The sequence below is a fragment of the Streptomyces fungicidicus genome (assembly GCF_003665435.1).
GTDB classification, from domain to species: Bacteria; Actinomycetota; Actinomycetes; order Streptomycetales; family Streptomycetaceae; genus Streptomyces; species Streptomyces fungicidicus.
In genome coordinates, this window is record NZ_CP023407.1 from 2745176 (window position 1) to 2766088 (window position 20913).

Genomic DNA, 20913 nt, shown 5'->3' on the forward strand with positions numbered 1-20913 from the left:
CGGTCACCTCTCCTTCTGCAGTACGGACAACGCGGCGATGAGTTCGGCCTGGGGCTCCGCGTGCACCTCCAGCGCGTCGAGCGGGGCGAGCCGGCGTTCGCGTTCGGTGTGCAGGACGCGGTTCACGTGGTCGACGAGCAGCCGTCCGCCCCGGTCGCGCAGCCGCAGCGCGCTGTGCGCGCCGATCCGTTCGGCGAGCCCCTCCCCGGCGGTGCGGGCGCGGCGGCCGCCCAGCAGGACGGTGGCGACCAGCGCGGCGACCATCTCGGGGTCGGGTGCGGTGCCGCGGTCCAGTTCGCGCACCTCGTCCTCGGCGAACTCCTCGAGTTCGCGCCGCCAGCGCCGTACGGCCAGTCCGATGCGGTGCTCGGCGTTCTCCGGTGCGCTGTCGCGGCCGGTGAGTTCCGGGGCGTTCGCGGCGGGCTCGCGCCTCCAGGCGTCGTCGACGCGCTCGTCGGCGGCGGCGACGGCGCACAGCAGCAGCGCGCCGAGGCTCTCCACGAGGGTGTCGAGGAGTTCGCCCGGGGTGCAGTCGAGGGGGAAGGCGCGCCACCGTTTGAGCGCGTCCCCGGCGAGCACGGCCCCGGCCTGCAGGCGGCCCCGCACACGCGCGTGCTCGCTGTCGTACGCCCCCTCGACGGCGGTGGTGAGCCGCAGCGCGGCCGCGTACTGCGCGGCCGCGGCACCGGCGAGTTCGGGCATGCGGGAGCGGAGGGAGTCGAGGACGCCGTGCGCGGTGCGGGCCACCACGTACTGCCGGGCGGCGGGGTCCAGGGTCTGGTGGACCAGCCAGGTCCGCAGCGAGGCCACCGCGGTGGCGGGCAGCAGTCCGCCGCCCCAGGCCGACTCGGGCAGCTCGGGCACGGTGAAGCGCGGTACCTCGCCGAGTCCGGCCTTGGTGAGCAGGGCGCCGTACTGCCGGGACACCTCGGAGACGACCTGGTGGGGCACCCGGTCCAGGACGGTCACCAGGGTGACGTCGTACTCCTTGGCGGTGCGCAGCATGTGCCAGGGGACGGCGTCGGCGTAGCGGGCGGCGGTGGTGACCATGACCCAGATGTCCGCGGCGGCGATGAGCTCGGCGGCGAGGACGCGGTTGTCGGACACCAGGGAGTCGATGTCGGGTGCGTCCAGGAGGGCGAGGCCGGGCGGCAGGGTGTCGGCGGTCTCGACGCGCAGCACCCGCGCGGGGTTCTCACCGGGCAGGAGCAGGTCGTCGGCGGGGTCCCGGTGGTGGGGCACCCACACCCGGGTGAGGTCCGGCAGCACCCGCATCCCGCTGAACCAGTGGTGGTCCTCCGGGTGGCAGACGAGCACGGGCGTGCGTGTCGTGGGCCGCAGCACGCCCGCCTCGCTGACCCGCCGGCCCACCAGGGAGTTCACCAGGGTGGACTTCCCGGCTCCGGTGGACCCTCCGACGACGGCCAGCAGGGGCGCCTCGGGGTCTCTCAGCCGGGGCACCAGGTAGTCGTCGAGCTGGGCGAGCAGTTCGTCGCGGTTGGCCCGCGCGCGTGCGGCCCCGGCCAGGGGCAGCGGGAAGCGGGCGGCGGCGACGCGGTCGCGCAGGGCGGAGAGTGCGTCGAGCAGCTGAGGCCGTACGTCCAAGGTCACCACATGCGAAGAATGCCCAATTTTAGGGGAATTATGAAGCATATGGGCATGTCTGCGCGCCGACGGAAGAGAAGGGACGGAAGGGGCGACCGCGACACGTGCACAGTCCAGGCATAACGAGTGCACAACACCCGGTGCGAGAGAGGCCAAAATCGATGCAGGATTCGTACCTGCCTGCGATTATCGGGACCGCTTCACCGAACCTCCACACCCAGCCACGCAGGTGAGGCAGCAGGGACAAGGATGCGGGAGCCCTATCCTTGTCTCCGGCGACGTCGAGGACCGTCCGGACCCGGACGCCGCGACAGAGGCCACCACCGGCCCCCGTAGCTCAGTGGATAGAGCAGGCGCCTTCTAAGCGCTTGGCCGCAGGTTCGAGTCCTGCCGGGGGCGCCAACACTCATCGACCAGCGGAAACGCTGGTCTTTTCGCGTTCCGTCGCACCATCCGCCGACCCCCGGCCAAGCGCCTTGCCTTTCTCCGTTTTCTTCCGGTTAGACCGGATCGCCCACAATGGAGTGATTACGCCGGACTGGCGAGACTCCTGGTAATCATGGAACGGTTCGCCATCGTTCCGCCTTATCCGGAGCCGTTCATGCGCACTGCCGTCACCGCCGCCCAGGACTCCGTGGAGGAGCGGCGGCTCGCCTTCCAGGGTTTCTCCTACACCTGCCGGATCGTCCATCAGAGCGCGCCGCGGACGGCTCCGCTGCTGCTGCTGGGAGGGTCGTCGCAGGACCGGTACTCCTGGCAGAGCCACGAGAAATGGCTGGCGCCGCTGTGCACGCTGATCACCGTGGACCTCCCCGGCTACGGCACCTCGGACTTCCTCCCGGCCCGTTACGACATCGACTTCCTCGGGGACGCGGTCCAGCACATGCTGGCGGAGATCGGCGTGCCCGAGGTGAATCTCTTCGGCGGCTGCTTCGGCGAGGTCGTGGGCCTCCGCTTCGCTCAGCGCCACCCCGAATCCGTGCGGCGCATCGTCTTCGCCGGCGCGGCGAACCGTCTTCCCGGCATCTACACCGAGGCGGTGCCGCGGCTCTCACAGGCACTGGGCCGGGGCGACATCGAGGGGGCCGCCCAGGGGCTCGTGCGGCTGTTCATGTCGAATCCGGAGGCGGGCAGGGTCCGCAGGCACGCGGCCGTGGCCCGGCTCCTCCAGCGGCAGTTCATGAACCAGACGCCGGAGGAGGTCAGGAAGGCCCTCGAGCACAACACCCGGCTGGTGACGCACGGCTGTTACGAGCCCCTGCCGGTCCCCGAGGTGCCGACGCTGGTGTTCACCGGGGAGCACGACACCCTGTGCACACCGGAGATGGGCCGCGAACTGGCGGCGACGATGCCGGGAGCGTGGTTCACCACGGTCAGGGAGGCGGACCACCTGGTGACGGTGGAACGCCGCGAGGAGTCCGCGGACCTGATCGCCCGCTTCTGCACCGACCGCCCCGTCGACGGCCTGCCGTACTGCAGCGCCCTGGAGTCGCCGGCCGCCGAACTCACCGGTGCGTCCTCGGCCCGATGACGGCACACGGCGAGTGGCCGGGACCCGGTACCGGGTTCCGGCCACTCGCCGTTGTTCAGGTGGTTCCGCGGTAAGGGACGTCAGGACTTCCCGTCCGGGACGGCGAAGCTGCTCGTGCAGGACACCTTGGGCCCGCCGGAGCAGGTCTGCCGCGAGTCGTTGGCGACGCGCATCTTCCCGTACTCGTCCGAGGTGACCTCGTACTCGCTCACCTGGGCGCAGCGGACGGTGCCCTTGCTGTCCTTGACGCAGTCGCCCGGACCCTCGGCACCGACGGCCTGCACGGCGCCGGCACCGATCAGGACGAAGCCTCCCAGGACTCCCGCCACCGCTGCGATCTTCTTCGACTTGAACATCTACCTGTTTCCTTGACGAACGAACGAGGGCAGGCCCGGGGCTCGAACACCTGGTTCGAGCCCCGGGGCCTGCCCCGATCACCTGACTGCGATCAGTGCTGGCCGCCGACGCTGAAGCCGGTGCTGCAGGCGACGGAGTTGGTGTCGTTGGCCTCGTTCTTGGTGAGACCCAGGATGGAGACCCCGATGTTGACGTCCTCGATGTTGATGAGGCCCTCGGTCGAGTTGTCCTGGGCGCAGGTGGTGGCCTGCTTGTTGTTCAGCTCCACCATCGGCTCGTCGCCGGCGTGGCTGACACCGGCACCGAGGAAGCCGACGCTGCCGAGCATGGCCACGACGACAGCGGCCTTCTGGAACTTGCGCATGATCTCTCCATTCATTCGAACACGGTCCGCACGGACCGCGTCACTGAAAGTCGCAAAACTGGGCGACACTTCGCGGCAGTTGTTAGCTGGAACGCCGAATCGTGCCTTTTCGGGAAAAGGGTCACCGCGCATTGCCGGTGGAGGGGTCAGGACTTCCCGTCACTCGTCGACGCTGTTCACACAGGTGAGCCGGGGCGCCGAGCTGGAGCAGGCCAGGTCCGACTCGTTGACGAGGCGAACCTTTCCGTTCCGGTCGGCCGGAAGCTGGTACTGCCTCACCTGCTCGCAGCGGATGTTGCCCTTGCTGTCCTTGACGCAGTCGCCCGGACCCTCGGCGCCGACGGCCTGCACGGCGCCGGCACCGATCAGGACGAAGCCTCCCAGGACTCCCGCCACCGCTGCGATCTTCTTCGACTTGAACATCTACCTGTCCCCTTGACGGTCGGCCCGCCGCCGGGCGGCGAAGCCGTTCCTGACTACTGGACCGGTCGAACCGGCCACTTCGGCCGGGCAGGCCCGGGGCTCGGACACGTGCCACGAGCCCCAAGGCCCGCCCAGATCACTTCACAGCGATCAGTGCTGGCCGCCGAGGCTGAGGCCGGTGGCGCAGGCCACGGAGTTGGCGTCGTTGGCCTCGTTCTTGGTGAAGCCGAGCAGCGCGCTGATGCCCACGTTGACGTCGTCGACGTTGACCAGACCCTCGGTCGAGTTGTCCTGGGCGCAGGTGGTGGCCTGCTTGTTGTTCAGCTCGAAGTCGGGCTTGTCACCGGCGTGGCTGACACCGGCACCGAGGAAGCCGACGCTGCCGAGCATGGCCATGACGACAGCAGCCTTCTGGTACTTGCGCATTACCTCTCCGTTTCTCGAGTGGATCCGGTCCGTGACGGACCGGTCACTGACAGGCGCTAACGTAAGCGACGTTTACGACTTTCGCGCTTCAAAACGCCCAATCCCGTAAGTTTCTCGTGAAGACGCAGGTCAGCGCCCTGAGTCGATACTCAGACGGGTGAACGGCCGCTCGTGTCGCGGTCGGTGTCCGACGCGGAGGCGGGTCGAGGAGTGGTCCTCCGGCACTCCCCGTGACCGGAACCGGTGTCCCGCGTTGAGCCGGGAGTGCGGTCGCTGTTGACGCGGCCGGACTTATCGCACCAGTTAAGGAGAACGTGATGTCTCGCATCGCGAAGGCGGCCACCCTTGCTCTCGGCACGGGCGCGGTGGTGATCGGTGGCGCCGGAATGGCCTCGGCGCACGCCGGCGCCGAGGGCGCGGCCGTCCACTCGCCCGGAGTCCTGTCGGGCAATGTGATCCAGGCTCCCGTCCACGCGCCCGTCAACGTGTGCGGGAACACGGTCAACGTGGTCGGATTCCTCAACTCCGCCGTCGGCAACCACTGCGTGAACAAGTAGCGCCGCGGGGGACCGCCCCGCCCCGAAGAGCCCCGGCCGCCTCGAGCGCCGGGGCTCTTCCCGTGCCCGCGTGTACCTCACGCGTAGCGGTACGTCCCGCCGACGTCCTCCAGTTGCTCCGGGGTCACGTCCCACGGCGGCAGCGTCTCCCGGCGGGAGACGACCCGGCCGTGCTGCTCGTCGCCGGAGCCCGGAGCGGCCGCCGGAAGATAGCGGGCCCCTCGGTGCCGGCGCTGCCAGCGCTGCCACTGCAGGTCGACGAAGGCGTGGTGCAGCCAGAAGACGGGGTCGTTGACGGAGGCGGCGGAGAGCATGACCCCGCCGACCCAGCGGTGCACCCGGTTGTGGTTGCGCCAGGAGGCGCTGCCCCGGCCGGTGCCCCAGCCCTCGAGACGGTTGCGGAAGCCCCGGGTGACCGTGGAGTCCCAGGGCGCCACGTCGTAGGCGGGCTCCTTCAGCGCCCACTCCAGGTCCTTCTTGGCCGGCAGGCCGATCGGATCGGCGCGGCGGCCGAGGTCCCGGGTGAGGAACTCCCCCTCGGTCACGCCGACCCTGATGGTCCAGTTGCCCTCCTTGTACGCGAACGGCCCCGTCGTCACCCGGAGGTCGGAACGGCGTCCGTTGCCGCCGAGGAGGTCCGCGGTCCACGGTGCGGAGGTGGTCTTCCGGTCGCGCGTCCAGTCCCAGTACGGGAGGGTGACCGAGGAGTCCACCCGGCGCAGGGCCTCCTCCAGGTCGAGCAGGAACCGGCGGTGCCAGGGCAGGAAGGAGGGCGCCATGTGCGCGGTGCGCAGGCCCCGTTCGCCGTCGGAGGAGTAGTACGCGAGATGCGTGCGCACGAACTCGTCGTACTCCCCGCGGCGTTTGACCTCGAGCAGCGCGTTGACGAAGCGGCGTTTCTCGGCTGCCGTGAGGGTGGCGGCGTCCTTACGCACGTACGCCATGCCGGCCCCCCTGGTCGTGGCGCGGGGCCGTGTCCGCGGTGCGCAGCCGGTCGCCGGGGGCGAGCGCTTCCACGGCGGCCCGGGCGGCGTCGAGCGGTGCCGGGTAGGAGCAGTAGTGGTCGACCATGCTCAGCCAGGTGCCGTCGGCCCGGCGCATCAGGTGCAGGGGACGGCCGTCGAGGGTGACGTGCCACCGGCCGTCCGCGTCCCGCGCCCCGCGGATGCGGTGACCGCGGTGGATCTGGTCGAAGGAGTCGCCGTCCGGGGCCTTCGCGGATGCGGGGCGGGCCGGCCGGAAGGCGGTGAGCAGCGGGGCCAGGGCCGCGGCGAGGGCGCCGGTGCGCAGTCCGCGGGTCACCTCCCGGCGCGTCCTGACCTCCGCCGCGGGTGGCGGCTCCGCGCCTTCGCGGAATTCGTCGACGCCGATGACCATCGGTCCACTCCCTTTGTCCGTACGGATGTCCGTAGCGGCAAACGACATCCGGCCCCCAGTGGAAACTGGGGGCCGGATGCGCGGGGCGTGAATTTCAGGCGTGCAGCCCCAGGTCGCCGTGGACCGGCTTGGCCTCGTTCACCGTGGCGGCCGCTTCCCGCGTCGTCGCGAGCACCGAGGCGCGGTCGGTCTCGAGCACCTGCGCCTCGCTCACCGGCATCACCTCGAAGGGGACCGCGGTGCGCAGACCGGTGTCGAGGCCGGTGGACGCCAGGTCGGTGGACTCCGCGGCCTGCGCGGGCGCGGCGAAACCGGCGGCGATCAGGGTTCCGGCAAAGACGGCGGCAGCCTTCAGGGACTTCATCGTGTTCCTTTCTTCGGCAACGCGGGGTCGGTCGCCGGAGGGAAATCTGTCGCCGTGCCTAACGATTCCCGGCCGGACCGGAAACCGGGAAGCCCAAGATTCACAAGTCGTCATATGAACGCTTCACGAGGACGGGACCAGTACCGATCTGAGCGCGGGGAGGGTGAGACCCGGGAGCAGGGGCGTCTGCGCGGGGCCGGCGGGCGCGGGGAGGGTCGACGCCGTCTCGGGTTCGGTGCCGAGCAGGGCGGCGAGGAGGCTGTCCACGCGGGCCAGCAACTCGTCGACCATCGCCGGCGCCTGGGCGGTGGCCAGGTTCGCGGCGACGGTCGCCTCGGCGGCGTCCTCCGTGCTCGTGTCCTCCTCCGTCTCCGTCTCCGTCTCCGTCTCCGTCTCCGCTTCGGTGCTGGGTTCGGTGGTCGCCGCGGTGTCGGTCTCCGTGTCCGGGGCGGCCGGCGTGTCCGTGCTCGTCGTGGTGCCGGGCAGGAGCATCTCCATGAGGTCGTCGAGGGCCTCCCGCAGGTCGGCCAGCTCCTCGGGGGTGAGGTCGTCCTCGGTGGTGGTCAGCACCGTGGCGGACGTCGTCGTGTCCGGCGGCGCCGGCAGGGTGGCGTCGGTCGTGGCCACCGGGTCCTCGTCGGCCGCCTTCGTCACGGCGGCCCTGGCCGCGTCACCCAGCCTCCTGGCCTCGGCGGTGGACAGCCGGCCGTCGTCCGCCTCGAGCACCGTCCGCACCAGGTCGACGACCGGCGTGAGTCCGTGCTGTCGCGCGTCGACGGTCCCGGCCCGTGCGAGCAGCAGGGCGGACGACGCCGCTCGGTCGCGCACGGGGGCCGTGTCGGCCGCCATGGCGGCGGGACCGGTGACTCCGGCCAGGAGGGCGGCGCACAGGGCGCCGAGGGCGAAGCGCCGGGCAGGCAGGGGGCCCATGGGGTGTCCTTTCGCGGATTTCCGGATCTTGAAGCCCACCGTGGGAGCGCCCATGGAGTCCCGCAACCGGAGCTGCGCCATTCGGTTTTCGCTCTCACCCGGCCACGCGTCCCGCCCGTTGGGGACGGTCGGCCCGAACCGGCCGCCCGCCGACCCGGGCTTCACGTTTTCAACACACTTGGCACCATTCACTGAATTTCGGTGAATTTGTCCGTTTGATGGCTAGAGTTGCGAACCTCCGAAGCACCCTCCTGGGCGGACGCATCGCACTCGTCCCCGCGCCTGCCGCCGCCACCCCTGTTCCGAAAGGCTCCGACGGTCATGCGCCAAACCCTGGGTCAGCTGCTTCGCCGTGCGACGGTGGGCGTCCTCACGCTCGCGATGTGGGCACCCTGCGGCTCCGCGGTCGCCGCCCCCCTCGCGCCCTCCCCGGAGGCCGACAGTCTCGCCTTCGCCCAGCGGTACCGGGCGGTCCAGCACGGCGGCATCGTCCGGGCGGCCAACGCCTCCGCCACCTGCCTCGGCGCGGGGAGCTCGTGCCGGTCCGCCCAGTCCGGCGGCGCCGGCGCCAACGGTGACTTCGAGATGGGCTACATCGACGTCGACCGGGACCCGAACACGTACAACTCCTCCCGCGCGGAGGTCCGTCTGCCCGCCGGCGCCCGGGTCACCTACGCGCGTCTGTACTGGGGCGGCAACCTGCTGGCCGGTGAGCAGAAGCCGTGGGAGGACAACGGGCGGGTGCTGATCGCCGAGCCCGGCGGGGAGTACAAGGAGCTGATCGCGGACACGCTGGTGGGACACCGGGTGGCGGACGGCGCGGACGCCTTCCAGGCCTCGGCGGACGTCACCCGGCTGGTGCGGGACAGCGCGCCGGGTCTGTACACGGTGGCGCAGGTCAACGTGGCCATGGGCAGGTCGGCGGCCGGGACCTGGGGCGGCTGGACGCTGGTGGTGGCGTACGAGGACCCGGCGGAACCGCTGCGGCACCTCGCGGTCTGGGACGGGTTCGCCCCGCTGGGCGGCCGCTCGGGTGCCGCGATGCCGCTGAGCGACCTGCCGTTCCCGGCGGGCGCCGGGGGCCGGGTGGGGCTGGTGGCGTACAACGGCGACCGCGGCACCACGGGCGACTCGTTCGTCCTCACCGCCGATGAGTCCCGCTCCACCGCGTTCGCCGGGACGGCCAACCCCTACGACGACGTCCTGAACTCCACCATCGCCGACCCCGCCGACGCGGCCCCGGCGCGCGTGCCGGCGTACGCCAACACCCTCGGCTACGACTCCGACGTGTTCGACCTCGCCGGGGGGCTGGAGCGCGCCGGTGACCGCGCGACGTTCCGGCTCACCTCCGAGCGGGACGCGGCCTGGGCGGGCGTGCTCTTCGCCGCCGTCGACGCCCGGCGGTGAGCGGGCCGACGCCGAGCGTCTTCCTGAGCGGGGACGCCGTGCACAAGAACCTGTCGCTGCCCAGCCGCCGGCCGCACGTCCTGCACCTCACCCAGCCGGTGGACGGCGGGGTCGCGCGGGTCGTGACCGACCTGGTCCGGGCCCAGCTGGCGGACGGCCTGGCCGTCACCGCGATCTGCCCCGACAGCGCGCTCACCGGCCGGCTCCGGTCGCTCGGCGCGCACGTACGGCACTGGCACGCCACGCGGTCGCCGGGCGCCTCGCTCGTGCGGGAGGTACGGCAGCTGGCCCGGCTGATCGACGAGGTGCGCCCCGATCTGCTGCACGCGCACAGCGCGAAGGCCGGGCTCGCCGGACGGCTCGCGGTGCGCGGGCGCATCCCCACGGTGTTCCAGCCGCACGCCTGGTCGTTCGAGGCGGTGGACGGGAACACCGCGGCCCTCGCCCTGCGCTGGGAGCGCTGGGCGGCGCGCTGGGCCGCGCGGGTGGTGTGCGTGAGCGAGGCGGAACGCGCCACCGGCGTGCACGCCGGGATCACCGGCCGGTGGACCGTCGTGCCCAACGGCATCGACCCGGACCGTTTCCGCCCGGCCCCCGCCGGCCCCGCCCGTGCCGCGCTCCCGCCACTGGCCGGGCTGGACGCGCGGGCACCGCTCGCCGTCTGTGTCGGGCGGCTGTGCCGGCAGAAGGGGCAGGACGTCCTGCTGCGGGCCTGGAGCGCCGTGCGGCGCAGGGTGCCCGACGCCCGTCTCGTCCTGGTCGGCGACGGGCCGGACCGGGACCGGCTGCGCGAGGAAGCTCCCGCGTCCGTGCTGTTCGCGGGCGCCGTCGCGGACGCCTCCCCCTGGTACCAGGCCGCCGACCTCGTCGTGCTGCCGTCCCGCTGGGAGGGCATGGCGCTGGCCCCGCTGGAGGCGATGGCCTGCGGGCGGCCCGTGGTGGTCACGGACGTCGACGGCGCCCGCGAGAGCCTGCCGCCGTCCTTCGCCGACCGGTGCCTGGTGCCCCCGGAGGACCCGGACGCGCTGGCCGGGACCGTGGGCGAGCTGCTGCTCGACCCGTCGCTCCGCACGTCGCTCGGTGACCGGGGCCGGCGGCATGTGCTGTCCCTCCACGACGTGCGGCACACCGCTCGGGCCGTCGCCGACGTCTACCGCGATCTGCTCGGCGCCTGGCCCGCCGCGGGGACCCGCCCGTACCCGGCCGTCGGGGACACCGGCGCCGACCGGACGACACCGCGCGCCGAGCCCACAGAGCACAGGGAGTCCATCCACTCGTGACCGCAGAACACACCGTGCCCTCCCCCGGCGTACCGCCGCGGGACCACGGATTCTCCACGTCCGTCTCCGTCATCCCGCCGCGCGGCGCCGACTCCGGCCCCCGGCTGCCCGCCGCGCCGCCCCGGCCGCCCTCGCCGTTACCGCTGCTCCTCGCGGACGGCGCCGCGGTCCTGCCGGCCACGCTGGTGCTCACCGGGGCGCAGCGGCATCCGCTGCTCGTCGCCGTACTGATCGGGGTGTCGCTGCTGCTGCGCCCGCGGGACCGGCGGCCGCCGGTCCCGGGGCTGCTGGAGGAACTGCCCGCTGTGTGCGGCCGCGTGGCGGTGGCCTGGGCGGCGGGCGCGGCGCTGTGGGCGGCGTACCGGCCGGAGGACGCGCTGTCCGCCGGCACCGTGCTGGCCGGGCTCGCCGTGCAGGCTGCCGCCGGCGGCGCGCTGCGCGCGGCCGTGCACGGGCGGCGGCGGGCCGCGCTGCTGCGTCACCCGCACGCCGCGCTCGTCGTCGGACCGGCCGCGACCGCGCAGCGGGTGACCGCCGCCGTGCTGCGCCGCCCGCGGTGCGGGGTGCGGCCGGTGGGGATCGTCGCCGAGCAGGCGGACGGCGTCGAGGGCGTGCCCGTGCTGCGCACCGACGAGGAGGTCGAGCGGGCCGTCATCCAGAACGGGGTGCGGGCGGTGCTCGCCGTCCACCCCTCGGTACGGGCCGAACAGGGCCCGCTGCTGCGGACGCTGGCCGCGTCGGGCTGCGCGATCTGGGAGGTCGACGCCGGCTCCGCGCCGCACCCGGGGGGTGAGCGGCTGGCCGGGTTCTCCTGTCGGCGGCTGGACCCCGCCCCGGCGCGCGGCGGCGGCATCGGCAAGCGGATGCTCGACATCCTGGTCTCGGGGACGCTGTTGCTGCTGGTCGGCCCGCTGCTGGCGGTGTGCGCCGTGACGCTGCGGCTGTGCGACGGGCCGGGGGTGGTGTTCCGGCAGGAGCGCATCGGCCGGGACGGGAAGCCGTTCACACTGCTGAAGTTCCGCACCCACCGCCCGGTCGACGAGCACGAGTCGGCGACCCGGTGGAGCGTGGCCAACGAGCACGAGATGCGCTGGTTCTGCCGCATGCTGCGGCGCACCTCGCTCGACGAGCTGCTCCAGCTGTGGAACGTGCTCCGCGGCGACATGAGCCTGGTCGGGCCGCGTCCGGAACGACCTTACTTCGTCGCCCAGTTCAGCCAGACGTATCCCGGTTACGCGGCCCGGCACCGGATGCGCACCGGGATCACCGGGCTCGCGCAGGTCCAGGGGCTGCGCGGCGACACCTCGATCGAGGACCGCTGCCGGTACGACAACGCCTACATCGACGACTGGTCGCTGTGGCAGGACATCTGCATCCTGCTGCGCACCGCGGCCACGCTGGTCCGTCCGACGGGGAGCTGACGACACGTGAGCCACGTCCTCGTACCGCTGCCGCGCCGTGCCGCCGCGCTGGTGCCGGTCCTGCCGCTGGTGGCGGTGGTCGCCCTGACGGCCCTGCCGCCGGCGGGGGACGGTGCGGGGCCCGCCGACGTGGTGTCCGCGCTCGTCGTGGGGTACTGCGTGATCCGGCTGCTGCGGGAACGGCGGCGTCCGCTGTCGCCCGTCGCGGTCGTGCTGCTGGGTCTGCCGGTCGTGGGGGTGGCGCTCGCCGCCATGGGGGCGGCCTCCCCGGAGACGGCGCTCGGCGGTCTGAGCCGCTATCTGCAGATCTTCGTGCTGGTCCCGGCCGCCGCGCTGGTGCTGCTGCGCCGCACGTCCGACTTCCTCGCGGTCGCCTGGTCGTTCGTGGGGCTCGCCCTGTGGCAGGGGGCAGTCGGGGTGCACCAGTACGTCACCGGGACCGGCGCCTCGTACCAGGGCGAGACCGTCCGCGCGGTCGGCACCTTCGGGGCGCAGGACGTGATGGGCATGGCGTCGGCGGTGTCGCTGGGCGTGGTGTGCGCGGTGGGGATCGCGCTGGGCCGGGCGCCGGTGCGGCAGCGGGCGGCGGCCGCCGGGTGCGCCCTGCTGCTGGTGCTGCCGCTGGCGCTCTCCTTCAGCCGGGGCGCCTGGATCGCGACCGCGCTGACCTGCGCGGTGCAGCTGGCGCTGGCGGGGATGCGGCGCGCGCTGCGGGTGGGGGCGGCCGTGGTCGCCGCGGGGGTCGTCCTGGTGGGCGGGTTCGGGGTCGGTACGGCGATGCTGCAGGAGCGGATCGACAGCATCACGCAGGTCGCCGACACGCCCGACCAGTCCGTCATCGACCGGTACACCCTGTGGGCGGCGGCCACCGGCATGTGGCGCGAGCACCCGCTGACCGGGGTGGGTCTGAAGGGCTTCCCCGAGTACCGCGACGGGCACGCCACCCTGGCGCTGTCCTCGGGCAGCGACATCGAGGGCGCGGGCGAGACGTTTCACAAGCAGGCGCTGCTGTCGCCGCACAGCATGTACCTGCTGGTGCTGAGCGAGCAGGGCCTGATCGGGCTGCTGGCGCTCGCGGGGGGCTGGCTGGCGCTGCTGGTGTGCGCGCTGCGGCGGGTGCTGCGGGTGCGCCGCCGCGGACCCGGCCTCGACTGCGGGCTCGTCGCCTGCGGCCTGCTGCTCTGGCTGCTCGTCGACTTCGTGTACGGCGACATCGGCGGCCCCTCGACGGTACTGACCGGCGTGGCCCTGGGCCTGACGGCGTGGTGGGCGCTGTCCGCCGACGACCGGGCGGGCGCCGTGCGACGCGACGAGGTGGCGGAGCGGGTCGAGGAGGCCGCGACACGATGACAGTGCTCCCGTCCCAGCCCCCCGGCCCCAACACCGCGCCGGACGCACCCGGGGCTGCCGGCCCCCGCGGAATCGGCCTCGGCAGCCCCAAGGCCGGCCCTCGCCCACCTGACGCACCCGCCCCGGGCGAACCGGACGCAGCCGGCACCGCACCCGGCACACCCGACGGGAACGCGCCCGCAACCGGCGCACTCGGACTCGCCGGACCCAAGACCGCCACGCGCACAGCCGACGCACCCGCGCCGGACGGACCGGACGCAACGTCCGCGACCGCCGGGCACGCAAGCGGTGAGCTCGGACTGGGTCACCCAGAAGCCGGCACCCGCACGACCCATGCACCCGAGCCGGGAGGACCGCTCGCAGCGTCCGCGACGGCCGGGCACGGGAGCGGACCCAAGACCGGCACCCGCACAGCCGTCGCATCCGCGCCGGGCAGGCCGGACGCAGCGTCCGCGACCGGCGGGAGCGGCGGGCTCGGGCCGGGGCGGGCCGTAGCCGGCACGCGTACCGCCGACGTACCCGCGCCGGGTGGAGTGGGCGCGGGTCGGGGGGCCGGGGCGGGGGAGAAGGCGGCGTCGCGGGGGTTTCTCGCGCGGGCCGCCATCGGGACGGCCGTGCTGTCCATCGCCGGGTCGCTGCTCGGCCTGGTGCGGGACCAGTCGCTGGCGCGGCTGTTCGGCGCGGGGAGCGACACGGACGCCTTCCTGGTCGCCTGGACCGTGCCCGAGATCGCGGCGACGCTGCTGATCGAGGACGGGCTGGCGATCGCGCTGATCCCGGCGTTCAGCGTGGCGCTGGCGCGACGCGCCCGGGGCGTCCCCGGGGACCCGGTCCGCGAGCTGGTCAGGGCCACCCTGCCCCGGCTGTGCCTGGCCTTCGCCGCGGTGGCCGCCCTGGTCGCCGCCGGGGCCCCGTACATGGTCCGGGCCCTGGCGCCCGGTCTGGCCGACCCCCGTCTCGCCGTCGACTGCACCCGGCTCACCGCGCTGAGCCTGCTGGCCTTCGGGCTCGCCGGGTACTGCAGCGCCGCCCTGCGGGCGCACCGCCGCTTCTTCGCGCCGGCGGCGATCTACGTCGCCTACAACACCGGCATCGTCGCCACGATGTTCCTGCTCGGCGGGGAGTGGGGGGTGCGTTCCGCGGCGGCCGGCGTCGCGGTGGGCGGCTGTCTGATGGTGGTGGTGCAACTGCCCTCGCTGTGGCGGCAACTGGCCTCCCCCGTCCCGGCTCCCGCCGCGACCGGCCCGGACGCCGGGGAGCGGCCGGTGCGGCTCGCCCTGATCGCCGCCGTGCTGCTGTTCGCGCTGTGCCGTCAGTCGCAGGTCCTCGTCGAGCGGTTCCTGGCGTCGTCCCTGCCCGCCGGGGCCATCTCGCACCTCAACTACGCGCAGAAGGTCGCGCAGATCCCGATGACGCTGTCGCTGATGGTGTGCACCGTCACCTTCCCGGTGGTGGCGCGGGCGCTCGCCGACGGCGACACCGCGCGGGCCCGCGCCCGGGTGGAACGGGATCTGGTGCTGGCCTCCTGCGTGGTGCTGCTGGGCATGTGCGCGGTGATGGCCTGCGCCCCGCAGATGATCGGACTGCTCTTCGAGCAGGGCGCGTTCACCGCGGCCGACACCGCCGCGACGGCGGACGTCATGCGCGTGTACGCCCTCGGGCTGCTCGGCCAGACCCTGGTGGGCGCCCTGGTGCGCTGCTACTTCTCGGCGGGCCGCCCGAGCTGGTACCCCGTCGGCGTGATGACGGCGGGCGTCGTCGCGACCTCCCTGATCGGCGCCGTCGCCGTGGGCCGCTGGGGTGTGGCGGGGATCGCCGCCGCCAACGCCTTCGGCATCACGCTCACGGCCGTCCTGCTGCTGACCGGTCTGCGCGGGGCCGGCCGCGGCAACCCCATCGGGGTCACCCTCGGCATCCGCAAGGTGCTGGCCGGGCTGGGCCGCCCCGTGCTCGCCTCGGTCCTCGCCGTCACCGCGGGCACGTTCGCCGCGAGCCGCTTCGCGTCGCCGGTGGCGGCGCTCGCGGCCGGCTGCGCCGCCGTGGCCGCCGTCTTCGTCCCGCTCGCCCTGTCCGTCCTGGGCGCCGACCGCTCCGCATCCGCCCTGCGCTCCGTACGCACCGTCACACGAAGGCTCACACATGGCCGCTTCCGTTGATTCCGTCGACACCGGCAGACCTCCCGCGTCCCGGTCCGGTCCCGTCCCCTGGGTGGCGATGTACCACTCGGTGGGCGACTGCTCGGACGACCCGTACCGCATCACGGTCACCCCGGAGCGGCTCGAACGGCAGCTGGCCTGGCTGCGCCGGCACGGGCTGCGGGGCGTGTCCGTCGCGGAGCTGCTCGCCGCGCGCGCCGAGGGCCGGGGCCGGGGCCTGGTCGGTCTCACCTTCGACGACGGGTACACCGACTTCCTCACCGAAGCGCTGCCGCTGCTGCGGCGCTTCCACTGCGGCGCCACCCTCTTCGTCCTGCCGGGACGGCTCGGCGGCGACAACGCCTGGGACCCGCTCGGCCCGCGCAAGCCGCTGCTGACCGCGGACGGCATCCGGCGCGTCGCCGGGGAGGGCGTGGAGATCGGCTCGCACGGTCTCACCCACGTCGACCTGACCCGCGCCGACGACACCACGCTCACGGAGGAGGTCGCCGTGAGCCGCGCCCGCCTCGAGGAGCTGACCGGCGCCCCCGTCACGGGGTTCTGCTACCCGTACGGCACGGTCGACGCGCGCGCCGTCGAGGCCGTGCGCGGGGCGGGCTACACCTACGCCTGCGCCATCGACCCCGGCCCGCTCACCGGCCCGCACGCGCTGCCGCGCGCGCACGTCGGCCAGAACGACACCGAGTGGCGCCTGTACCTCAAGCTCCGGCTGCACCGGCTGCGCCGGCGGCCGGTGGAGGGCGTGTGAGATGAGGGCGCTGCACATCATCACCGGTCTCGGCGTCGGGGGCGCCGAACAGCAGCTGCGGCTGCTGCTGCGTCATCTTCCGGTCGACTGCGACGTGGTGACGCTCACCAACCCCGGCGCGGTCGCCGACGGTCTCGGCGCCGACGGCGTGCGGGTCGTGCACCTGGGCATGGGCGGCAACCGCGACTTGGGCGCACTGCCCCGTCTGGTCCGGGTGATCCGGGCCGGCGGCTACGACCTGGTGCACACGCACCTGTACCGGGCCTGCGTCTACGGCCGGCTCGCCGCCCGGGTCGCCGGGGTCCGCGCGGTGGTCGCCACCGAGCACTCCCTCGGCGACACCCAGATGGAGGGCCGCAGGCTGACGGCGGGGGTGCGCGCCCTGTACCTGGCGAGCGAGCGGCTCGGTTCGGCGACGGTCGCCGTCTCCCCGACGGTGGCCGACCGGCTGAAGCGCTGGGGGGTGCCCGCCCCGCGCATCGAGGTGGTGCCCAACGGCGTCGACCTGGACCGCTTCCGTTTCCGGCCGGACCTGCGCGAGCGGACCCGCCGCCGTCTCGGCCTGCCGGAGGGCGCGTTCGTCGTCGGGGGCGTCGGCCGGCTCACCCGGGGCAAGCGGTTCGACGTCCTCGTCCAGGCGCTCGCCCTGCTGCCGGAGGACCACTGGCTGCTGCTGGTGGGCGGCGGTCCCGAGGAGCACCTGCTGCGCCGCACGGCCCACGAGGCGGGGGTGGCCGGGCGGGTGCTGTTCACCGGCGAACGGCCCGGCGTGCCGGACGGCAGCCCCGGCCCCGATCTGCCCTCGCTGGCCTCGGCGATGGACCTGTTCGCCTCCCCGTCCGCGGAGGAGGCCTTCGGCCTGGCGGCCGTGGAGGCGCTGGCGTCCGGCCTGCCCGTGCTCTACGCCGCCTGTCCCGCGATCGAGGACCTGCCCCCGGAGAACCGTGCCGGGGCCCGGCGGGTGCGCGGCGGCGCCGCGGCGTACGCCCGCGCGATCGCCGAGGTCCGCGCGGCGGGCCCGGCCCCGCGCACGGCCGCCCCGGCCGCGCACCACTACAGCATCAGCCACAGCACAGCCCGCCTCATGGACGTGTACGCGGCGGCGGTCGCCCGTACCGCGCCGTGAGCCGTCCGCCGTACCTCAAAGGGAGCAAGCCCCTCATGACCGACACCCCGACCCGTCGGCTCCGTCCGTTCCTGGCCCGTGTCCGAAGACTGCCGGCCTGGTCCGCGCTGGTGACGGGCACGTTCGTCGGCGGTCTGCTCGGCGGCGCGTACGGCCTGTTCACGCCCCCGGAGTACACGGCCACCGCCTACGTCGTCGCGGTGCCGACCGACAAGGCGACCCCGGACGCGGCCCGCGGTTTCGCGCAGGCGTACGGCCGGGTCGCCACCCAGCTCGCGGTGCTCGGCGACGCGCAGGTGTGGGCCGGTGTGCCGGTGCGGACGCTGCGGGACAGCGTGCGCACGGCGACCTCGCCGGACGCGCCGATGGTCGCCGTCTCGGCCACGGCCCCCCGGCCCGGTACGGCCGTCGACATGGCCAACGCGGTCTCCCGCGCGCTGACCCGGCACGCGGAGGACACCAAGGGCAACACCCAGGTCAGGCTGGTGCAGTTCTCGCGTGCGGTGAAGCCGGGCGCGCCGGCGAACGCGTCGTCCGCGGTCACCTCGCTGGTGGGCGCGAGCGCGGGCGGGCTGCTGGGCGGCCTGGCGCTGCTCGCCCGCCCGCGGCGGGCCGGGCGGGGCGAGGACCCCGCCCCGGCCGCCTCGGTGCCGGGCCCCGCCACCGCCGCCGATGTGCCGCGGTGACGGCGGCGACCCCGGCGGGAGCGGCGCCGTCACTCGCGGGCGCCTCACCACCAGTCGAAGCGGAAGCAGAACTGTCCTCCGAGCCAGTACTCCACCCACCGGCCCAGGTCCAGCGGCGAGCAGTCCTCCGGCGGCGGCGGGGTGTCGGGCGTGGTCGGTGCGGGAGCCGTCGGTGGCGGCGTGGTCGGCACGGGCGTGGGCTGCGGGGTGGTCTCCGGCTCCCCGTCGTGCGTGCGGCCGGAGAGGACGGACCGGTAGACGCGGGACGCGTGCGGGTTGTCGTCGCACTGCCACACCCCGTGCGGGCAGTAGTCGGTCAGCGTGTTGTAGAGCGGCCGGTGCCGGTCGATCCACGCGAGCATGCGCCGCATGTACTCGGGGTTGTCGCCGTTGCGGAAGAGCCCCCACTCCGGGTACGAGATCTGTTTGCCGTGGGCCCTCGCGAAGTCCACGTGCGCCTGGAGTCCGTACGGCTCCCTCACCTGCTCGTCGAAGGAGCGCCCGGCCGGCTGGTCGTAGGAGTCCATGCCGACGATGTCGACGGTGTCGTCCCCCGGGTAGCACTCCGTCCAGGGGACGGCGTCCCGGCCGCGGCTCGGCGTGAAGTCGAACCGGAACTTCTGTCCCGGCACCGCGCGCATGGTCCTGACGATCCGGTTCCAGTACTGCTTCCAGGACTCCGGGTCGGGGCCGCAGCGGTGGGTGTAGGTGACGCCGTTCATCTCCCAGCCGAGGACCACGACCGTGTCCGGCACCTTGAGCGCGACCAGCCGCTCGGCGAGGGCACGGAAGTGGTGGTCGAACTCGCCCGCCGCACCCCGCCGCAGCAGCGCGCGGACCTCGTCGTCGGGGACGCCCTCCTCGTTGCGTTCCTGCATGGGGACGTTGAGGACCAGCATCCGGTCGTTCCTGGCGTTGCGCCAGCGCGCCCAGGAGTCGAGGAAGCCGATGTCGCCCTCGATGTCGCTCCAGCGGTTGCCGGGCAGGTAGGTGTGGCCGACGCGCAGCTCGGCGCCGCCCAGCCAGCGGCTGAGCTCGTCCATGCGGGCCACCCCGCGCTCGTCGGAGGCGAGGAAGGCACCGAACGCCGGGACGCGGTGCGGCGCCGGGAGGACCGGCTGGGGGACCGACGGGGCTCCGACCGACGGGACTCCGACGGACGGGACGTCGACCGCCGGGACGTCGACCGCCGGGACGGTGGGGACCGCGGGCTCTCCGGGCGGGCCCGCGGGCGCCGCCCGGACCGGCACCGCCGGACGGGGGTCGGCCGGCACCGCTCCCGCCGCGGGGCCCGCCGCGAGGGCCGCGGACACGACGACCGCCGCCGCGCCCACTGCTTTCGCGCGGGCCCGGACCCGCCTGTGCTGTGGGGCCATTGGCTGCTCCTCTGTTCGGTCTCGTCCGCCTTGTGCCTGAATTCCGCCATATTGACGAACAGTCATTTCATACGAAGTCAGACACAGGACGTACGCCGGTGCCAATGCCACTGCGGCTTTCGAGTGCCGGGCTCCCCCGTGCGGGTGAGCCGGCGCCAGAAGAAAGTGAGAATTCGTGTCGTTGCTCGACACCCGTGTCCCCGCGGTTCTGCTGCGGACCGACCGGAACCCCTTTCACCACGGAACGCTGGGGGCCGTGCGGTCGCTCGGCAGGGCGGGCGTGGAGGTGCACCTCGTCGCCGACTCCGCGGGAAGTCCCGTCCACCGCTCGCGCTATGTGCACCGGATGCACGCCCCGCCGCCGCCGGGGGCCTCGGCGGACGAGATCCTCGCCGTGCTGCGCCGCGTGGCCGGACAGGTGGGCCGCCCGGCCGTCCTGATCCCGCTGGACGACGCGACCGCGATCGCCGCGGGACGCCTGCGTGACGACCTCTCGCCGTCCTATCTGCTGCCCGCGATGCCGGCCACGCTCTCCGAACGCGTCGCCGACAAGGCGGAACTGGCCGCCGTGTGCGCGTCCGCGGACGTACCGCACCCGCTGACGCTCGTTCCGGACAGCCCGCGGCAGGCCGCCGAGGACGCGCGGCGGCTCGGACTGCCGCTGGTCGCGAAGTGGAGCCGGCCCTGGCTGCTGCCGGCCGGCAGCGGACTGCGCAGCACCCAGGTGGTGCACACGGCACAGCAGGCCCGCGCGCTGCACGCGCGCACCGCGGAGGCGGGCAGCCCGCTGCTGCTCCAGGCGTTCCTGCCGCCCGGCGAGGACCGTGACTGGTTCTTCCACGGCTACGCCGACCGCTCGGGGACCGTGCGCGCCGGCGGGCCGGGCCGCAAGCAGCTGTCCTGGCCGCGCGGCGCGGGACTGACCGCGGTGGGCCACTGGACGCCCAACGCCGAGGTGCGGACGCTCGCCGAACGGGTCACCGGCGCGCTCGGCTACCGCGGTGTCTTCGACCTCGACTTCCGCCGGTGCGGCAGCACCGGCCGCTACCACCTCCTGGACTTCAACCCGCGCCCCGGCGCGCAGTTCCGGCTCTTCGCGGACAGCGCGGGACTGGACGTCGTACGCGCCCTGCACCTGGATCTGACCGGGCGTCCGCTGCCGGACGGGCAGCCGGTGGCCGGACGGTCGTTCGTGGTGGAGAACTACGCGCCGTTCGCCGCCCTGCGCACCGCACCCGGCGGACGCGAACTGGCTTGGTACGCCAGGGACGACCGGGTTCCCGGATGGGCGATGTGGGCCCTGTGGGCCCGTCATGTGTCCGGCCGGCTGCGGCAGCGGCTGGGCACCGCCCTCCCCGTACCGGCGCCCCGCCCGGCTCCCCGGGCGGTCGCACCCTCCCTTACCGACAACGAGAAAGCGAGCAGCTGA

At 73.8% G+C, this 20913-nt stretch carries 21 protein-coding genes and 1 tRNA gene; 12 read left to right on the forward strand and 10 right to left on the reverse strand.

Features of this window, described 5'->3' with window-relative positions:
* Positions 1–3 precede the first annotated feature (3 nt).
* Positions 4–1614: a dynamin family protein gene (locus CNQ36_RS12310; protein ID WP_121546022.1), complete on the reverse strand. Its 1611-nt coding sequence runs from the start codon at positions 1612–1614 to the stop codon at positions 4–6.
* A 317-nt stretch (positions 1615–1931) separates the two neighbouring features.
* On the opposite strand from CNQ36_RS12310, the gene CNQ36_RS12315 reads away from it, so the two are divergent.
* Both CNQ36_RS12315 and CNQ36_RS12320 read left to right on the forward strand, forming a co-directional pair.
* Positions 1932–2007 (forward strand) — tRNA-Arg (locus tag CNQ36_RS12315).
* A gap of 199 nt (positions 2008–2206) precedes the next feature.
* Positions 2207–3136, forward strand: coding sequence for an alpha/beta fold hydrolase (locus CNQ36_RS12320; RefSeq protein WP_121548439.1), 930 nt, complete (start codon positions 2207–2209; stop codon positions 3134–3136).
* 80 nt (positions 3137–3216) lie between these two features.
* Here CNQ36_RS12320 and CNQ36_RS12325 read toward each other — a convergent pair whose 3' ends face one another.
* The 4 genes from CNQ36_RS12325 to CNQ36_RS12340 all read right to left on the reverse strand — a co-directional run bounded on the left by CNQ36_RS12325 (position 3217) and on the right by CNQ36_RS12340 (position 4706).
* Positions 3217–3492, reverse strand: coding sequence for a hypothetical protein (locus CNQ36_RS12325; protein ID WP_121546023.1), 276 nt, complete (start codon positions 3490–3492; stop codon positions 3217–3219).
* A gap of 92 nt (positions 3493–3584) precedes the next feature.
* Entirely contained in the window at positions 3585–3857 is a 273-nt protein-coding gene (locus tag CNQ36_RS12330; protein WP_040907163.1) for a hypothetical protein, read from the reverse strand.
* Positions 3858–4016: 159 nt separating this feature from the next.
* Positions 4017–4280 (reverse strand): hypothetical protein, encoded by a 264-nt coding sequence (locus tag CNQ36_RS12335; RefSeq protein ID WP_040907162.1) that lies wholly within the window; start codon positions 4278–4280, stop codon positions 4017–4019.
* Between the two features lie 150 nt (positions 4281–4430).
* The gene (locus CNQ36_RS12340) at positions 4431–4706 is read right to left on the reverse strand and encodes a hypothetical protein (protein ID WP_040907161.1); all 276 of its coding nucleotides are present in this window, start codon (positions 4704–4706) and stop codon (positions 4431–4433) included.
* Positions 4707–5023: 317 nt separating this feature from the next.
* Here CNQ36_RS12340 and CNQ36_RS12345 point away from each other — a divergent pair, with 317 nt between their 5' ends.
* Positions 5024–5263, forward strand: a complete 240-nt coding sequence (locus tag CNQ36_RS12345) for a chaplin (protein WP_040907158.1) — start codon at positions 5024–5026, stop codon at positions 5261–5263.
* Positions 5264–5340: 77 nt separating this feature from the next.
* Here CNQ36_RS12345 and CNQ36_RS12350 read toward each other — a convergent pair whose 3' ends face one another.
* From CNQ36_RS12350 to CNQ36_RS12365, 4 genes are all read right to left on the reverse strand, one after another.
* Complete coding sequence (locus tag CNQ36_RS12350) at positions 5341–6207, reverse strand: tyrosinase family protein (protein WP_121546024.1); 867 nt, start codon at positions 6205–6207, stop codon at positions 5341–5343.
* On the reverse strand, positions 6191–6640 hold the full coding sequence (locus tag CNQ36_RS12355; RefSeq protein ID WP_121546025.1) for a tyrosinase family oxidase copper chaperone: 450 nt from the start codon (positions 6638–6640) through the stop codon (positions 6191–6193). The genes CNQ36_RS12350 and CNQ36_RS12355 overlap by 17 nt, the downstream gene beginning before the upstream one ends.
* 94 nt (positions 6641–6734) lie before the next feature.
* Positions 6735–7004 carry a hypothetical protein gene (locus CNQ36_RS12360; protein WP_040907156.1) on the reverse strand — a complete coding sequence of 90 codons (270 nt, stop codon included), beginning with the start codon at positions 7002–7004 and terminating at the stop codon, positions 6735–6737.
* Positions 7005–7127: 123 nt separating this feature from the next.
* Positions 7128–7934, reverse strand: a complete 807-nt coding sequence (locus CNQ36_RS12365; protein WP_121546026.1) for a hypothetical protein — start codon at positions 7932–7934, stop codon at positions 7128–7130.
* A gap of 321 nt (positions 7935–8255) precedes the next feature.
* On the opposite strand from CNQ36_RS12365, the gene CNQ36_RS12370 reads away from it, so the two are divergent.
* The 8 genes from CNQ36_RS12370 to CNQ36_RS12405 all read left to right on the forward strand — a co-directional run bounded on the left by CNQ36_RS12370 (position 8256) and on the right by CNQ36_RS12405 (position 18108).
* Positions 8256–9341, forward strand: a complete 1086-nt coding sequence (locus CNQ36_RS12370; protein WP_121546027.1) for a DUF3344 domain-containing protein — start codon at positions 8256–8258, stop codon at positions 9339–9341.
* A gap of 38 nt (positions 9342–9379) precedes the next feature.
* Positions 9380–10621 carry a glycosyltransferase gene (locus CNQ36_RS12375; protein ID WP_121546028.1) on the forward strand — a complete coding sequence of 414 codons (1242 nt, stop codon included), beginning with the start codon at positions 9380–9382 and terminating at the stop codon, positions 10619–10621.
* On the forward strand, positions 10618–12042 hold the full coding sequence (locus CNQ36_RS12380) for an exopolysaccharide biosynthesis polyprenyl glycosylphosphotransferase (protein ID WP_121546029.1): 1425 nt from the start codon (positions 10618–10620) through the stop codon (positions 12040–12042). Before CNQ36_RS12375 ends, CNQ36_RS12380 begins: the two co-directional genes overlap by 4 nt.
* Before the next feature lie 6 nt (positions 12043–12048).
* Positions 12049–13392 carry an O-antigen ligase family protein gene (locus CNQ36_RS12385; RefSeq protein WP_121546030.1) on the forward strand — a complete coding sequence of 448 codons (1344 nt, stop codon included), beginning with the start codon at positions 12049–12051 and terminating at the stop codon, positions 13390–13392.
* 614 nt (positions 13393–14006) lie between these two features.
* Positions 14007–15548, forward strand: a complete 1542-nt coding sequence (locus CNQ36_RS12390; protein WP_121546031.1) for a lipid II flippase MurJ — start codon at positions 14007–14009, stop codon at positions 15546–15548.
* Positions 15532–16296 carry a polysaccharide deacetylase family protein gene (locus tag CNQ36_RS12395; protein ID WP_121546032.1) on the forward strand — a complete coding sequence of 255 codons (765 nt, stop codon included), beginning with the start codon at positions 15532–15534 and terminating at the stop codon, positions 16294–16296. Before CNQ36_RS12390 ends, CNQ36_RS12395 begins: the two co-directional genes overlap by 17 nt.
* A gap of 1 nt (position 16297) precedes the next feature.
* Positions 16298–17422: a glycosyltransferase gene (locus tag CNQ36_RS12400; protein ID WP_121546033.1), complete on the forward strand. Its 1125-nt coding sequence runs from the start codon at positions 16298–16300 to the stop codon at positions 17420–17422.
* 35 nt (positions 17423–17457) lie between these two features.
* On the forward strand, positions 17458–18108 hold the full coding sequence (locus tag CNQ36_RS12405; RefSeq protein WP_121546034.1) for a YveK family protein: 651 nt from the start codon (positions 17458–17460) through the stop codon (positions 18106–18108).
* A gap of 44 nt (positions 18109–18152) precedes the next feature.
* On the opposite strand, the gene CNQ36_RS12410 is transcribed toward CNQ36_RS12405, so the two are convergent.
* Positions 18153–19484: a glycoside hydrolase family 26 protein gene (locus tag CNQ36_RS12410; RefSeq protein WP_121546035.1), complete on the reverse strand. Its 1332-nt coding sequence runs from the start codon at positions 19482–19484 to the stop codon at positions 18153–18155.
* 175 nt (positions 19485–19659) lie between these two features.
* Here CNQ36_RS12410 and CNQ36_RS12415 point away from each other — a divergent pair, with 175 nt between their 5' ends.
* Positions 19660–20913 carry a carboxylate--amine ligase gene (locus tag CNQ36_RS12415; protein WP_121546036.1) on the forward strand — a complete coding sequence of 418 codons (1254 nt, stop codon included), beginning with the start codon at positions 19660–19662 and terminating at the stop codon, positions 20911–20913.

What these genes read in the sequence shown, in the direction of transcription:
- CNQ36_RS12335 (WP_040907162.1), bottom strand. Translation starts at nt 4,280, where the DNA reads ATGTTCAAGTCGAAGAAGATCGCAGCGGTGGCGGGAGTCCTGGGAGGC.
- CNQ36_RS12325 (WP_121546023.1), bottom strand. Translation starts at nt 3,492, where the DNA reads ATGTTCAAGTCGAAGAAGATCGCAGCGGTGGCGGGAGTCCTGGGAGGC.
- CNQ36_RS12345 (WP_040907158.1), top strand. Translation starts at nt 5,024, where the DNA reads ATGTCTCGCATCGCGAAGGCGGCCACCCTTGCTCTCGGCACGGGCGCG.
- CNQ36_RS12320 (WP_121548439.1), top strand. Translation starts at nt 2,207, where the DNA reads ATGCGCACTGCCGTCACCGCCGCCCAGGACTCCGTGGAGGAGCGGCGG.
- CNQ36_RS12395 (WP_121546032.1), top strand. Translation starts at nt 15,532, where the DNA reads ATGGCCGCTTCCGTTGATTCCGTCGACACCGGCAGACCTCCCGCGTCC.
- CNQ36_RS12365 (WP_121546026.1), bottom strand. Translation starts at nt 7,934, where the DNA reads ATGGGCCCCCTGCCTGCCCGGCGCTTCGCCCTCGGCGCCCTGTGCGCC.
- CNQ36_RS12330 (WP_040907163.1), bottom strand. Translation starts at nt 3,857, where the DNA reads ATGCGCAAGTTCCAGAAGGCCGCTGTCGTCGTGGCCATGCTCGGCAGC.
- CNQ36_RS12405 (WP_121546034.1), top strand. Translation starts at nt 17,458, where the DNA reads ATGACCGACACCCCGACCCGTCGGCTCCGTCCGTTCCTGGCCCGTGTC.
- CNQ36_RS12400 (WP_121546033.1), top strand. Translation starts at nt 16,298, where the DNA reads ATGAGGGCGCTGCACATCATCACCGGTCTCGGCGTCGGGGGCGCCGAA.
- CNQ36_RS12355 (WP_121546025.1), bottom strand. Translation starts at nt 6,640, where the DNA reads ATGGTCATCGGCGTCGACGAATTCCGCGAAGGCGCGGAGCCGCCACCC.
- CNQ36_RS12360 (WP_040907156.1), bottom strand. Translation starts at nt 7,004, where the DNA reads ATGAAGTCCCTGAAGGCTGCCGCCGTCTTTGCCGGAACCCTGATCGCC.
- CNQ36_RS12410 (WP_121546035.1), bottom strand. Translation starts at nt 19,484, where the DNA reads ATGGCCCCACAGCACAGGCGGGTCCGGGCCCGCGCGAAAGCAGTGGGC.
- CNQ36_RS12350 (WP_121546024.1), bottom strand. Translation starts at nt 6,207, where the DNA reads ATGGCGTACGTGCGTAAGGACGCCGCCACCCTCACGGCAGCCGAGAAA.
- CNQ36_RS12340 (WP_040907161.1), bottom strand. Translation starts at nt 4,706, where the DNA reads ATGCGCAAGTACCAGAAGGCTGCTGTCGTCATGGCCATGCTCGGCAGC.
- CNQ36_RS12370 (WP_121546027.1), top strand. Translation starts at nt 8,256, where the DNA reads ATGCGCCAAACCCTGGGTCAGCTGCTTCGCCGTGCGACGGTGGGCGTC.